The 13970-nt window shown below is 61.2% G+C and carries 12 protein-coding genes; 10 read left to right on the forward strand and 2 right to left on the reverse strand.

Features of this window, described 5'->3' with window-relative positions:
- Positions 1-47 precede the first annotated feature (47 nt).
- Genes ileS through ispH form a run of 3 tightly spaced genes read left to right on the forward strand, consistent with a single transcriptional unit; the run spans position 48 to position 4322 of the window.
- Positions 48-2918 (forward strand): isoleucine--tRNA ligase, encoded by a 2871-nt coding sequence (gene ileS, locus IGB42_RS05015; RefSeq protein ID WP_159667833.1) that lies wholly within the window; start codon positions 48-50, stop codon positions 2916-2918.
- Positions 2911-3393: a signal peptidase II gene (gene lspA, locus IGB42_RS05020; protein ID WP_159667836.1), complete on the forward strand. Its 483-nt coding sequence runs from the start codon at positions 2911-2913 to the stop codon at positions 3391-3393. The genes ileS and lspA overlap by 8 nt, the downstream gene beginning before the upstream one ends.
- Positions 3390-4322: a 4-hydroxy-3-methylbut-2-enyl diphosphate reductase gene (gene ispH, locus IGB42_RS05025; protein ID WP_236822497.1), complete on the forward strand. Its 933-nt coding sequence runs from the start codon at positions 3390-3392 to the stop codon at positions 4320-4322. The genes lspA and ispH overlap by 4 nt, the downstream gene beginning before the upstream one ends.
- Before the next feature lie 19 nt (positions 4323-4341).
- Here ispH and IGB42_RS05030 read toward each other — a convergent pair whose 3' ends face one another.
- Together IGB42_RS05030 and IGB42_RS05035 are read right to left on the reverse strand one after the other, a co-directional pair.
- Positions 4342-5625: an HD-GYP domain-containing protein gene (locus IGB42_RS05030; RefSeq protein WP_159667839.1), complete on the reverse strand. Its 1284-nt coding sequence runs from the start codon at positions 5623-5625 to the stop codon at positions 4342-4344.
- Positions 5626-5699: 74 nt separating this feature from the next.
- Complete coding sequence (locus IGB42_RS05035; protein ID WP_159667842.1) at positions 5700-7190, reverse strand: DNA recombination protein RmuC; 1491 nt, start codon at positions 7188-7190, stop codon at positions 5700-5702.
- Between the two features lie 117 nt (positions 7191-7307).
- Between IGB42_RS05035 and rpe the strand changes: the two genes are divergently transcribed.
- The 7 genes from rpe to IGB42_RS05070 all read left to right on the forward strand — a co-directional run bounded on the left by rpe (position 7308) and on the right by IGB42_RS05070 (position 13929).
- Positions 7308-7991, forward strand: a complete 684-nt coding sequence (rpe, locus tag IGB42_RS05040) for a ribulose-phosphate 3-epimerase (RefSeq protein WP_159667845.1) — start codon at positions 7308-7310, stop codon at positions 7989-7991.
- A 144-nt stretch (positions 7992-8135) separates the two neighbouring features.
- A complete protein-coding gene (locus IGB42_RS05045; protein ID WP_159667847.1) occupies positions 8136-8735 on the forward strand; it encodes a CDP-alcohol phosphatidyltransferase family protein in 600 nt (199 codons plus the stop codon).
- Positions 8732-9682: a phosphatidate cytidylyltransferase gene (locus IGB42_RS05050; RefSeq protein WP_236822498.1), complete on the forward strand. Its 951-nt coding sequence runs from the start codon at positions 8732-8734 to the stop codon at positions 9680-9682. The genes IGB42_RS05045 and IGB42_RS05050 overlap by 4 nt, the downstream gene beginning before the upstream one ends.
- Complete coding sequence (locus tag IGB42_RS05055) at positions 9682-10425, forward strand: lysophospholipid acyltransferase family protein (protein ID WP_159667849.1); 744 nt, start codon at positions 9682-9684, stop codon at positions 10423-10425. The genes IGB42_RS05050 and IGB42_RS05055 overlap by 1 nt, the downstream gene beginning before the upstream one ends.
- A gap of 2 nt (positions 10426-10427) precedes the next feature.
- Positions 10428-12176 carry a bifunctional alpha/beta hydrolase/class I SAM-dependent methyltransferase gene (locus IGB42_RS05060; protein WP_159667852.1) on the forward strand — a complete coding sequence of 583 codons (1749 nt, stop codon included), beginning with the start codon at positions 10428-10430 and terminating at the stop codon, positions 12174-12176.
- Complete coding sequence (locus IGB42_RS05065; protein ID WP_159667855.1) at positions 12173-13483, forward strand: phosphatase PAP2/dual specificity phosphatase family protein; 1311 nt, start codon at positions 12173-12175, stop codon at positions 13481-13483. Before IGB42_RS05060 ends, IGB42_RS05065 begins: the two co-directional genes overlap by 4 nt.
- The gene (locus tag IGB42_RS05070) at positions 13480-13929 is read left to right on the forward strand and encodes a hypothetical protein (RefSeq protein ID WP_159667858.1); all 450 of its coding nucleotides are present in this window, start codon (positions 13480-13482) and stop codon (positions 13927-13929) included. The genes IGB42_RS05065 and IGB42_RS05070 overlap by 4 nt, the downstream gene beginning before the upstream one ends.
- Positions 13930-13970: the final 41 nt, after the last annotated feature.

Genomic DNA, 13970 nt, shown 5'->3' on the forward strand with positions numbered 1-13970 from the left:
CCTGACATAATCCCTAAATATTCAGCGTTTTAAACCCGAGTTCACCCATGGCCGACAACAAATACCCCGTCAATTTGCTAGACACCCCGTTCCCGATGCGCGGCGACCTTGCCAAGCGCGAACCTGGTTTCCTCAAGCAATGGCAGGACATTGCGCTCTACAAGAAGCTGCGCGAAACGGCCAAGGCGCAAAACCGCCCCAAGTTCGTGCTGCACGACGGCCCGCCTTATGCCAATGGTGAAATCCACCTCGGCCATGCGGTGAACAAGATCCTGAAAGACATCATCGTCAAATCAAGGAGCCTGGCCGGCTTCGATGCCCCCTATGTGCCAGGCTGGGATTGCCACGGCCTGCCGATCGAGCACCAGATCGAAAAAATCACCAAGCTCGATTCCAAGGCAGTCAAAGCCAACCCGGATATCCATGCGCGCATCGTGGAATACCGCAAGGCCAACGGTCTGGATCCGAAATCCACCGAGCTGACCCCGGCGTTCATCCGTGCGCTGTGCCGCGATTACGCGGCAAAGCAGATCGATATCCAGCGCAAGGATTTCATTCGCCTCGGCATCATTGGCGATTGGGAAAACCCGTACCGCACCATGGACTTCAAGACCGAAGCGGACATCGTGCGCACGCTGGGCAAGATTCACGCCAACGATTTCATCGTCAAGGGCCAGAAACCGGTGCACTGGTGCGTGGAGTGCGGCTCTGCGCTGGCCGAGGCTGAAGTCGAGTATGAAGACAAGGTCTCCCCGGCCATCGATGTGGGCTTCCGCGTGGTGGATACGGCTGCGCTCGCCCAGGCTTTTGGTGGTGTGAATGTGCAGGGTCAGACCGCGTTTGCGGTGATCTGGACCACCACGCCATGGACACTGCCTGCCAACCAGGCAGTCACCGTACACCCGGAACTCACTTACGATCTCGTTGCCACCGAAAAGGGCCTGCTGATCCTGGCGCGCGATCTGGCCGAAAGCGCACTCAAGCGCTATGACATCGACGCCAATGAAGTCATCGCCCAAGCGCAAGGTGCCGCGCTGGAAGGCCTGCAGCTGCAGCACCCGTTTTATGACCGTCAGGTGCCCATCATCCTTGGCGAGCACGTCACCACGGACGCCGGTACCGGCCTCGTGCATACCGCGCCTGCGCACGGCCTCGACGACTACAACGTCGGCCTCAAGTACAAGCTGCCCACCGATGTGCCGGTGGCCGGCAATGGCCGCTTCATCTCCACCACGCCGCTGTTTGCCGGCAAGAGCGTATGGGAAGCCAACCCGCTGGTGGTAACCACGCTGGAAGAACACGGTGCGCTGCTGGCCAACAAGAAACTGGAGCACAGCTACCCGCATTGCTGGCGCCACCATACCCCGCTGATTTTCCGCGCCACCGCGCAATGGTTCATCGCCATGGAAAAGCCGGTGAACGGCAAGACCATCCGCGATATCGCCAACAAGGCAGTGGAAGACACCGAGTTCTTCCCGGCCTGGGGCCGCGCACGGCTGGAATCGATGATCGGCAACCGCCCGGACTGGTGTATCTCGCGCCAGCGCAACTGGGGCGTGCCGATGACCTTTTTCATCCACAAGGAAACCGGCGAGCTGCACCCGCGCTCGGGCGAGTTGCTGGAACAGGTAGCCAAACTGATCGAGCAAGAAGGCATCGAGGCCTGGTTCAAGCTCGACGCGGCCGATCTGCTGGGCGACGAAGCCGCCCACTACGACAAGCTGAAAGACACGCTGGACGTATGGTTCGATTCCGGCGCCACCCACTACGCGGTGCTCAAGCAGCGCGCGGAACTGGCATGGCCTGCAGACCTGTACCTGGAAGGCTCGGACCAGCATCGCGGCTGGTTCCAGTCGTCCTTGCTGACCGGCTGCGCCACCGAAGGCCGCGCACCGTACAAACAATTGCTGACCCACGGCTTCACCGTCGATGAAAAGGGTCACAAGATGTCCAAGTCCAAGGGCAACGGCATCGAACCGCAGGAAATCTTCAACAGCATCGGCGCAGACATGTTGCGCCTGTGGGTGGCCAGCGCCGATTACTCGGGCGAAATGTCGCTGTCGCAGGAAATTCTCAAGCGCACCACCGATTCGTACCGCCGTATCCGCAATACGCTGCGCTTCTTGCTGTCCAATATCTCGGACTTCAGCGCCGCGCAAGCGCTGCCGGTAGAAGAATTGCTGACGCTGGACCGCTATGCGCTGGTCGAACTGGCCGCATTCCAGCAACGCGTGACCGCGCTGTACGACCGCTACGAGTTCCACTCGGCAGTGCAGGAAATCCACGCGTATTGCTCGGAAGAACTGGGTTCGTTCTATCTCGACATCATCAAGGATCGCCTCTACACCACCGGTGCTGATGCAGCCGTGCGCCGCTCCGCGCAAACCGCGCTGTGGCATATCACGCTGACGCTGACCAAACTGCTGGCACCGATCCTGTCGTTCACCGCACACGAAGTGTGGGATGTGCTCAAGGATGCCAACCCGGGCGCCGAAGAAAACATCCAGCTGGCGCTGTGGCACGTGGTGCCGGGCGTGGCCGATGCGGCAGCGCTGTCGGCGCAGTTTGCGCTGGTGCGTGAAGTACGCACGCAGGTGCAGAAGGATATCGAAGTGCTGCGCGCCGACGGCAAGCTCGGCTCCAGCCTGCAGGCGGAAATCGCGCTGACCGCAGCGGGCGACACGTTGGCGGCACTGCAAGCGCTGGGCGATGAACTCAAGTTCGTGCTGATCACCTCGAAAGCCGAAGTGGCTGCCGGCAGCGACACGCAGGTGGTCGTGACCCCGTCGGCAGATGCCAAGTGCGAGCGTTGCTGGCATTACACGCCATCGGTAGGCAGCCACGCGGATCACCCGGGCCTGTGCAGCCGCTGCCACGACAACCTGTTCGGCAAGGGCGAGGCACGCAAGCATGCCTAAGCGTTTTCTGGCCTGGCTGGGCTTGGCGCTGGTGGTGATCGTACTGGATCAGGCCACCAAGCAACTGATCGAAGCCACCTTGCTGTATCAGCAAAGGCATGTGGTCATTCCCGGGTTCTTCGATCTCACCCGGGTTTATAACCCCGGTGCGGCGTTTTCCTTCCTCGCGGATGCGGGTGGCTGGCAGAAGCATTTCTTTACCGGGCTGGGTTTGGTGGTATCCGCCTTCCTCATCCTCCAGCTGAAAAAACATCCTGAGCAGACGCGTATCTCGCTGGCCTTTGCACTGGTTCTGGGCGGTGCGTTGGGTAATGTAATTGATCGTATCGCGTTCGGCCACGTGATCGATTTCCTGCTGTTTTATATTGGTAACCACGCTTATCCGGCATTCAACATCGCAGATTCAGCCATCTGCGTCGGCGCCGCGCTGATGGTGTGGGACAGCTTTGCCGGACGCAACAAGGAGCAAGCATGAGCCATATGCAGATCATCCTCGCCCAGCCGCGCGGCTTCTGTGCCGGTGTGGACCGGGCCATTGCCATCGTGGAAACGGCGCTGACCCGCTTTGGCGCGCCGATCTACGTGCGGCATGAAGTGGTGCACAACAAGTTCGTGATCGAAGACCTGAAAGCCAAGGGCGCGATCTTTGTCGAGGAGCTGGCCGATGTGCCGGCCGGCAATACGGTAATTTTCTCTGCACACGGCGTATCGCAAGCGGTGCGGGCCGAGGCAGCCGAGCGCGGGCTGACCGTGTATGACGCCACCTGCCCGCTGGTGACCAAGGTGCACCTGGAAGTGAAGCGCTTGCGCCAGCAAGGCTTCGAGATCGTGATGATCGGCCACAAAGGCCACCCGGAAGTGGAAGGCACCATGGGGCAGGCGGAAGGCGGCGGCATGTACCTGGTCGAGGATGTGGCCGATGTGGCCGCATTGCGCGTGACCGAGCCGGAAAAACTGGCCTATGTCACGCAAACCACGCTGTCGGTGGATGATGCGCAGGTGGTGATCGATGCGCTGCGCAGCCATTTCCCCGCCATTGTCGGCCCCAAGAAGGACGATATCTGCTATGCCACGCAAAACCGCCAGGATGCTGTAAAGCAACTGGCGCGCGAGGTGGATATGCTGATCGTGGTGGGTTCGCCCAACAGCTCCAACTCCAACCGCCTGCGCGAAGTGGGCGCCAACCTCGGCATTGCATCCTATATGGTTGACAATGAAACCGAGCTGCAACAGGCCTGGTTCAACGAACACGTCAAGGTGGGCATCACTGCCGGTGCTTCTGCCCCGGATATCCTGGTGCAACGCGTGATCGAGAGAATCAAGGAATATGGTGCCGAATCAGTCACCCCGATGAGCGGCATCGAAGAAAGCGTGGTGTTCTCGCTGCCCAAGGGCTTGGCCTGAATCACGGGCAGCGCTGGCGTCAGGCAGCGTCCAGCGCTTCGATCAGCGCACGGAACGCCTGTGCAATGCCTGGCGATACCAGCGCTGCGCGCATTTGCAGATCACGTGAAAGCGCCCGCATCTGCCAGCGTATCTCGTGCAGGATCACATCCACCTCGTAAAGCAGATCGGCTGGCGCACCATTGAGGCCGATACTGCAATCACCGTCGGCACTGCAATACATCCCCACGCCCGTGCTCAGCAACGCCTGCTGGATATGCAGGAAGCGGCGCTTTACCCGCTGCAGCATCTCTTTCGTATCGCTTGAATCCAGCGCTGGCGAGCGCTGGCATGCCTCGATCAGCGCATTCACTGCCTCCACCTGCCCGAACAGCGTGGACAACATCATGCCGGTCAGCGCTGCCGGGATATCGGCGCCGATTTCTGCGTCATGCTGCGCCAGGCCTGTCGATAGCGCCGCAAGCAGTTCACCGCTGTATTCACCGGGCACCAGTTTGATTGCGAGTGCCAGGCGCACCAGCGGGCGATCATGGCGTTCAGTCAGGGCTGCAAGCATTTCGGCAATCGAGACGATCTGCCCCGGCAGAGACAGCTGCCCGCTGGTCAGCCCACGCGGGTAGCCACCGCCGCTGGCCCGTTCATGGTGCTCCAGTATCGCCACGCCCACGCTTTGCGGCATGCCACACACATCACAGGCCAGCTTCTGGCCGATCAAGGGGTGTGCGGCGATCTTGCGCCAGTCACTGTCTCCCAGTTCGCTATCCCCTTCCTCCAGGTAGCGGCGCTCCAGGTAAAGCTCACCGATGTCATGCAACAGCCCGGCCATGGCGACCGTCCGCATGATTTCTGCACCGCATTTCATCCGGTGCGCAATGGCCAATCCGATCAGCATAACCAGCAAGTAGTGCTGCAGACCATGCTTGTCCTGGCCTGCGGCGACATCCAGCAAACCCAGCGTTGCAGCGCGTAACGAAATTTCACGCACCACGCTCAGTATGCTGGCATGCTCGAACAGCGGGCGCAGCTTGCTGCTCTCTTCGAACAGCGCCCGTGCATCTTCGTATAACTGCTGGATATCGGTACCGTTCTGCACACGTATGCAGTGTTCAAGGGGCTTTTTCAGCTTGTGCACGATCAGGCGATCACGCACATCCGCGCTGATGCGTGTCCCCTTGGATATCAGCTTGATCCCGCTGGCGCTGTAGATGTCCTCGCTGGCTTCAACTCCCTGGGTTTGTGCAACATGCACGATGCGATCCAGGTAGTGTGGGTTGACAGGGTTGATGACAAAGCATTCTTCCATGCCGGTGCATCCTGAATACTGTTGTGCGGTTGGCTCCAGTTATCAGTTATAGACAGGGAAGATGCACAACAACATCAACGATCGTCAGCCAGCGGCAAGGCTTCGGCAGGTGCCGCCTCGCCCTCCAGTCGTACCTGCTCGATCTCGACGAAGCGGCGCGAGATTTTTTCGCTGGTGATCGATACCTGCTGCGCATCGTCGTGCGCCTGGCGGATATGCATGGCCAGCTTCTTCATGCGCTCGTCGAAGCGGCCGAATTCCTGCCCCAGCCGCCCCAGTGCTTCCTTGATGATGTGTACCTGCTTGCGCGTTTCCACATCCTTGATCACCGCGCGCGCGGTATTGAGCACCGCCATCAAGGTGGTGGGCGATACGATCCACACGCGGCGCGACATCGCCAAGTCCACCAGCTCCGGGTGGTAAGCATGGATTTCGGCAAACACTGCTTCGGCTGGCACGAACATCACCGCGCCATCGGCAGTCTCGTTCGGAATGATGTATTTGCTGGCAATGTCATCGATATGTTTCCTGATATCGGCCTTGAACGCGCGCGTGGCCACCACGCGGTCGCCGCCCGCCTCGAACATGCGATGATAGTTTTCCAGCGGGAATTTGGCATCCACCGCCACCGTGCCGGTCGGCTCGGGCAGCTTGAGCATGCAATCCACGCGCGTGCCGTTCGATAGCGTAGCCTGCAGCTCGTAAACCTGGTTGGGCAGCACGTTGCGCACCAGGTGCTCCAGTTGCACCTCGCCAAACGCTCCGCGCGAGCGTTTGTCACCCAGCAGTTCCTGCAGGCTGACCACGTTGGTGGTCAGGCCGTCGATTTTCTTCTGTGCTTCGTCGATGGTGGCAAGGCGTGCCATCACATTGGCAAAGGTTTCGTTGGTTTTCTTGAAGCCCTCGTCCAGCCGCTCGGTCACCTTGCCGGAGATTTCCGCCAGCCGGCCATCCGCCGTCTTGGTGAGTTCGCCCACCGATTGCGTGAGCTGCTGTGCAGAGGTGGTCAGCATCGACTGGATCAGCTCCATTTCCCGCTTTGATTGCTCGGCCAGCATCTGCCCCAGCTTGAGCAACACATCCTCGCGCAGCTGATCCTGCTTGCTTTGCAGCGCTTCGGAAATATGCGCAAGCTGCTGCGCGGTGGATTCACGGCTTTCACCCAGCGACGTGGTCAGCGCAAGCCGCAACGTGGCAAACGATTCGCCCTGCGCCGTCTGCAAGCGGTTCATCGATTCACGCGTTTCCTGCAGTTCGCGGTTTACGCCTTCGCGCAGGCGATCAAAACTCTCGCTCATGCTTTCACGCAGGCGTTCACCGGAGCGATTGACGGTATCCGTGAGCAGATTGCCATGCTGTGCCAGCGCTGCATGCTGGGCCTCGGATTGGCGCGCAAGGCCCTGATGCAGATCGTTCAGCATCTCGCGGTGGCGTGCTTCGAGTTCTTGCCCCAGCAGCTCGAGCGACGCATGCTGATTGCGGCTGAGCTGCTGCAAGCGGACAGCCACCAGTACACCGGCAAGCAGTACGACCAGCGTGGTAATTCCAAACAACGATTCGAGCATGACATGCATTTCCGGTAAGTCAGACCCGGATTCTAGGCCAATCACGCACATTCGTACCGCGCCCGATGGAGGCAGCCTCGTTTAGAATGGCGGCATGACACCATCCAGGAGCGCACCATGACGACAGTACGCATCGCCCCCAGCATCCTTTCCGCCGACTTCGCCCGGCTGGGTGAAGAGGTGAGCAAGGTTATCGCCGCAGGCGCAGACCTGATCCATTTCGACGTGATGGACAACCATTACGTGCCCAATCTCACCATCGGCCCGCTGGTTTGCGAAGCCATCAAGCCCTACGCCACCGTGCCGATCGACGTGCACCTGATGGTGAGCCCGGTAGATCGCATCATTCCGGATTTTGCCAAGGCGGGCGCCAATATCATCACCTTCCACCCGGAAGCCTCGCAGCATATCGACCGCACGCTGGGCCTGATCAAGCAACACGGCTGTCAGGCTGGCCTGGTATTCAATCCGGCCACCTCGCTCGATCATCTCGATTACGTGCTCGACAAGGTGGACATGGTGCTGCTGATGTCGGTCAACCCCGGCTTCGGCGGCCAGTCGTTCATCCCCGCCATGCTGGACAAGGCACGCGCCTGCCGCGCCAAGCTGGATGCCTACAAGGCAATAACTGGCCGTCACATTCATCTGGAAATCGATGGCGGCGTGAAAATCGACAATATCGGCGAAATTGCGGCTGCCGGCGTGGATACCTTCGTTGCCGGGTCGGCCATTTTCGGCCATGCCGATTACGCCGAGATCATCAGCCAGATGAAACACGAGATCGCCAGCCACACCCGCTGACCGGGCAATCGCCTGCGTTCTGCCAACAGCCGGCCCTGCGCCGGCTGTGTCGTTTGTTACAACAGTGTTTGCCTGCGCCATGCATTTGGCGTAACAATCCATCCGGCAAAACCGCATGTTGACAATGAAAATTCAGAAAAAAGCATGACGCTTTACGATCTCAAACCCCGCTTCCAATCGTTGCTGCGCCCGCTCCTGAGCGCGCTGTTCAACGCCGGCATCACCGCCAACCAAGTCACCTTGCTGGCAATGGCAGCGTCGCTGGCGGTAGGCATCCGGTTGGCCTGGACACCGACCCCGGCCTATTTCCTGATACTGCCGGGCTTCCTGCTGCTGCGCATGGCGCTTAACGCCATCGATGGCATGCTGGCACGTGAATTCCGCCAGCAATCCAGGCTGGGCGCGCTACTCAATGAAGTGGGCGACGTGGTTTCGGATGCCGCCCTCTACCTGCCCTTCGCCTTGTTGCCGCAAGCCGGCGTGTTGCCGGTGCTGCTGTTCGTCCTGCTGGCAGGCATGACGGAGTTCATCGGTGTGCTGGGGCAAACACTGGGCGGGCCACGCCGCTACGACGGGCCGCTGGGCAAAAGCGATCGTGCTTTCGTGCTGGGTAGCTACGCCTTGCTGGTGGGCAGCTACCCGGCCGCACTGGCCTGGGGTAACGGCCTGTTCTGGCTATTGGCCGGCTTATCGGTGCTGACCTGCATCCATCGCGGCCGCAAGGCATTGGTGGCCGCCGCATGATGGCGCTGAATCAGGCACCGCACATGCTGTGGTACATGCTGGGGGCTGTTTTTGCACTGCTGGTGATCGCCAGTGTATCCAGCGCGCTGCTGGCCTGGCGTTATCCGCAGAAAAACTGGCTGGAGCTGCGGCTGCGCATCCGCACCTGGTGGTGGATCGTCACGGTGTTCGTGCTGGCGATCTCGGTCAACCGCACGGTATCGCTACTGGTGCTGGCGTTCGTCAGCTTCATCGCGTTCAAGGAATACCTGACGCTGGTGCCTACGCGCCGAGCCGATCACATGCCGCTGTTCTGGGCTTACCTGGCGATTCCCATCCAGTATTTCTGGATCTGGGATGGCTGGTACGGCATGTTCATCATCTTCATCCCGGTCTACATGTTCCTGTTTCTGCCCATGCGCATGGTACTGGTGGGCGATACGCGTGGCTACCTGCATGCGGCCAGCAGCCTGCACTGGGGCCTGATGACCACGGTATTCAGCCTGTCGCACATGGCCTATCTGCTGGTGCTGCCGACCGATGTCACCGGTACCATGAAAGGCAACGGGCCGATGCTGGTGCTGTTCCTGGTGGCGCTCACGCAGCTCAACGACGTGGCGCAATACCTGTGGGGCAAGGCATTCGGGCGCATGAAAGCCATTCCGCTGGTCAGCCCCAACAAGACCATTGCCGGTTTTGTCGGCGGCGTTGCCACCACCAGCCTGCTGGGCTGGTTGCTGGGGCCACTGCTGACGCCCATGTCACCGCTGTATGCAACAGTAGCCGGCTTGCTGATCGGGGTAACGGGTTTCATTGGCGATGTGGTGATGTCGGGCATGAAACGCGACCTCGGCATCAAGGATACCGGTGACCTGCTACCAGGCCACGGCGGCATCCTGGACCGGCTCGATTCACTGACCTACACCGCGCCGCTGTTTTTCCACTACCTGCGTTACCTGTACTACTGATGAGCACGCCCGCCACCCCGACAGTCCCGATCTGGCAATGGCCGCTGCGCCTGCTGTTCGTGGTCGGCGTGGCTTACCCGGTCACGCTGGCATGGCTGGGCCTGACGCTGCGGCACCGCGAGCGACTGCCCTTGAAGGGCCCCGCCATCATTGTGGCCAACCACAACAGCCATCTGGACATCCTGACGCTCTACAGCCTGTTTCCGCTGTCGCGGGTGCTGAACGTGCGCCCTGCCGCCGCGGCCGATTATTTTCTGGTGAACCGCTGGCTGGCGTGGTTTGCCACGCATGTGGTGGGCATCATCCCGGTGATGCGCGGCGGTGCCAGCAAATCGGTCGATCCGCTGGCCGGATGCGCAGCCGCACTGGAGGCCGGGCGCATCGTCATCCTGTTCCCGGAGGGCACGCGCGGCGAGCCCGGGCAACTGTCCGAGTTGAAATCCGGCCTGTGGCACCTTGCCCGCCGCTATCCGGACATCCCCATCGTGCCCGTTTACATGTACGGGCTGGGTCGGGTGATGGCCAAGGGGCAGCGTGTACCGGTGCCCTTCTTTGTCGATGTCTATGTCGACCGGCCCTTTTGCTGGCATGAAGACAAGGTCCGTTTCAAGAACGATCTGCAGGCACGTTTTGTTGCCCTGCAGCGCAAAGTGACGGGGCAAGCAGCAGCCCCGCGCGAAACCCGCTCCGCCACTCCGGATGCCGCACGGCAGGTACCCGGAACGGAACCCAGACAAGGCTAGCCATGCGCCACGCAGAAGAACACCTTTTCCATACATTCGACGGCACCCAGCTTTTCTACCGTCATTGGCCGGCCGAGGATAACGCGCCGGCAGACCGGATCATCGTCCTGTTCCATCGCGGCCACGAGCATTCCGGTCGGTTGCAGCACGTGGTGGATGAACTGGCGATGCCCGGCGTGCCGGTATTTGCCTGGGATGCACGCGGCCACGGCCGCTCGCCGGGCGAGCGCGGCTTCAGCCCCAGCCTGGGTGCATCGGTCAGGGATGTGGATGCGTTCGTGCGCCACGCATCGCAAGTGAGCGGCGTGCCGATGGAAAACGTGCTGATCATCGCGCAAAGCGTGGGCGCAGTGCTGGTGGCCACCTGGGTGCACGACTATGCGCCGCGTATTCGCGGCATGGTGCTGGCGTCGCCGGCGTTCAGGGTGAAACTGTATGTGCCGCTGGCACGACCGGGCCTCGCGCTGCTGGAAAAGCTGCGCGGCCGTTTCTTTGTCAATTCCTATGTGAAAGCGCGCTTTCTCAGCCACGATCCGGAACGCATCGCCTCCTATGAGGCCGATCCGCTGATCACGCGGCCGATTGCATCGCATATCCTGCTGGCGCTGTACGAAGCTGCCGAGCGCGTGGTGGCGGATGCCGGCGCCATCACCGTACCCACGCAATTGCTGATTTCCGGTGCCGACTTCGTGGTGCACCACGAACCGCAGCACGCATTTTTTGATCGGCTGGGCAGCGCAGTGAAGGAAAAGCACGTGCTGGAAGGCTTCTATCACGACACGCTGGGCGAGCGTGATCGCAAGCTCGCTTTCGACAAGATCCGTGTATTTGTCGACAAGATCTACGCTGACAACGAATCCGGGCCTGATCTGCTGGCTGCAGACCGCCACGGCCATACCGCACATGAATACCGCACCCTGCAGCAACCGCTGGCTGCACTCTCCCCGAAGGGGCTGTACTACGGGCTGACCCGACTGAACATGCGCACGCTGGGCAGCCTGTCGGATGGCATCAAGCTGGGCCTGCAAACCGGTTTTGATTCCGGCAGTACGCTCGATTACGTGTACCGCAACCAGGTGACCGGCAGCACGCCGCTGGGCAAGCTGGCAGACAAGATCTATCTCGACAGCATAGGCTGGCGCGGCATCCGCGCCCGCAAACTGCACCTGGAGCAGTTGATTGCCACCGCCGCCGGCAAGCTCAAGGCACGTGGCGAGCCGATCCGCGTGGTAGACATTGCCGCCGGGCATGGCCGATATGTACTGGATGCGCTGAACCAGATTCCCGATGCAGAACACATCCTGCTGCGAGACTACAGCCCGCTGAACGTGGAACAAGGCAGCAAGCTGATCGAAGCACGCGGCCTTGCCCACAAGGCGCAGTTCAAACAGGGCGATGCCTTCGATCGCGATAGCCTCTCCACGCTCGACCCCAAGCCGACCTTGGCGATCGTTTCCGGGCTGTATGAACTGTTTCCGGATAACCCGCCCATTCTGGCCTCGTTGAAGGGGCTGGCAGATGCGGTACCGGTTGGCGGCTATCTGGTCTACACCAACCAGCCGTGGCACCCGCAGCTGGAAATGATTGCACGCGCGCTGACCAGCCACCGCGATGGCCAACCGTGGGTGATGCGGCGCCGCACGCAGGCGGAAATGGATGCACTCGTGACCGCTGCTGGCTTCAGGAAGCTCACACAGCTGATCGACGAATGGGGCATCTTCAGCGTTTCACTGGCCGAGCGGGTGGCATGAGCACAGCTACGCAGCGGCCATGGCGGGCAGCCGCGCTCTGGTTGATGTTTCTGGGGCCGTTCTTTTTCCTGAGCTATGGCTTTGCCAATACACATACCGCCGGTTTGCCGCAGGTGGGCAGCATGGCGTTCAGCTGGGAAAAGCACATCCCGTTCTGGCCCTGGACCATCGTGCCGTACTGGAGCATCGACCTGCTGTACGCGGCATCCGTATTGCTGTGCGTGAACCGGCGCGAGCTCGATACCCATGCACTGCGGCTGGCGCTGGCCACCGGCGTCTCGGTCATCGGCTTCCTGCTGTTTCCGCTCAGGTTCTCCTTCACCCGGCCAGAAACCGACGGGCTGTTCGGTGCGCTGTTTGCATCGCTGACCAGTTTTGACCTGCCCTTCAACCAGGCGCCTTCATTACACATTTCGCTGCTGTGGATACTGTGGTTGCGTTACGCCGCGCATACCGGCCCGCGCTGGCGCTGGTTGCTGCATGGCTGGTTTTCCCTGATCGGCCTCTCGGTACTAACCACCTGGCAGCATCACGTCATCGACGTGATCAGCGGATTAATGGTAGGCATGCTGATCACCCATGCGCTGCCCATGCCTCCACACCACTGGCAGCACTGGCAGGCCGGCAATACGCAGCGGGCACGCTTGCTGGGCGGCCTCTACCTGCTGGGCGCGGCGCTTTGTGCGCTGCCAGCCGGCTTGCTGGGCGGCTGGTACTGGCTGCTGCTGTGGCCGTGCACCGCGCTGGCGCTGGTCGCGCTGGCTTACCTGTTGGTGGGCCCGGGCATTTTCCAGAAAGGGCCTGATGGGCGCTACACGCTCACTGCCGCATTCCTGCTGGCGCCGCACCGGCTGGGCGCATGGCTGTCATACCGGCGCTATCTGCCTGGCCTGAGCCCGGCTGGCTGGGTAACACCCGAAGTGGCCATCGGCCATTATCCACAGCCCGCGGATCTGGCCGGTGTGGCCGGTGTACTCGATCTGGCTGCAGAACTGCCGCGCAGTCGCACCACAGCAAAGCTGACATATGCCGCCTGTCCCTTGCTGGACCTGGTGCCCCCTTCGGAGCGCGAACTCGAGCAAGCACTGGCCACCCTCACGCAATTGCGTAAAAACGGCCCGGTGTTGATCCATTGCGCGCTGGGGCTATCGCGCAGTGCCACGGTTGTTGCCGCTTGGTTGCTGGCCAGTGGACAGGCGGCGGACATGGCCAGTGCCATTGCGCGGGTGCGCAAGGCGCGTGGCGGCGTGGTACTGCACGAGCCGCATACGGCATTGTTGCAGCGCTGGGCAGCGGCCAGATCATGAGCAATGCCGATCAGCAACGTGAACCACCATACGATCTGCAACATCAGAGTGCAGGCGCGGTCTTGCTGGCCGCGCTCGCGATAGCCAGCCGCCTGACGTACTTTTCCGCTGCATTGCTGGTGCTGGCTGCCGCATGCGTTTTCCTGGCGCCACTGATTGCAAAGATTCTGCTGCTTGCATCGGTCGTGCTGGCGCTCGGTGTGCAATACCATGGCGCGCGGCTGATGTTCGACCGCGCGCTGTTTGCCGCGCTCTATGCGCCAGATTGCGATACCGCAGCGTTTGATCTGGCGCTGGCAACGCTCACCGGCAAAGCACCCGCCAATCCGCCACGCAGCATGGCATCGCGCTGGCAAGGTGTGTTGCGGCTATTGCGCCGCCTGCTGTGCTTGTTCGCGCTGCAGATCATTGCGCTATTGCTGGCCTTGCTTGCAACGCTGCGCTGAAAACGCCATTAGAATCACGCTTTTCCCCATATCCGGATCAG

This window comes from Andreprevotia sp. IGB-42, from assembly GCF_009848685.1.
In the GTDB taxonomy this organism is placed as follows: domain Bacteria; phylum Pseudomonadota; class Gammaproteobacteria; order Burkholderiales; family Chitinibacteraceae; genus Andreprevotia.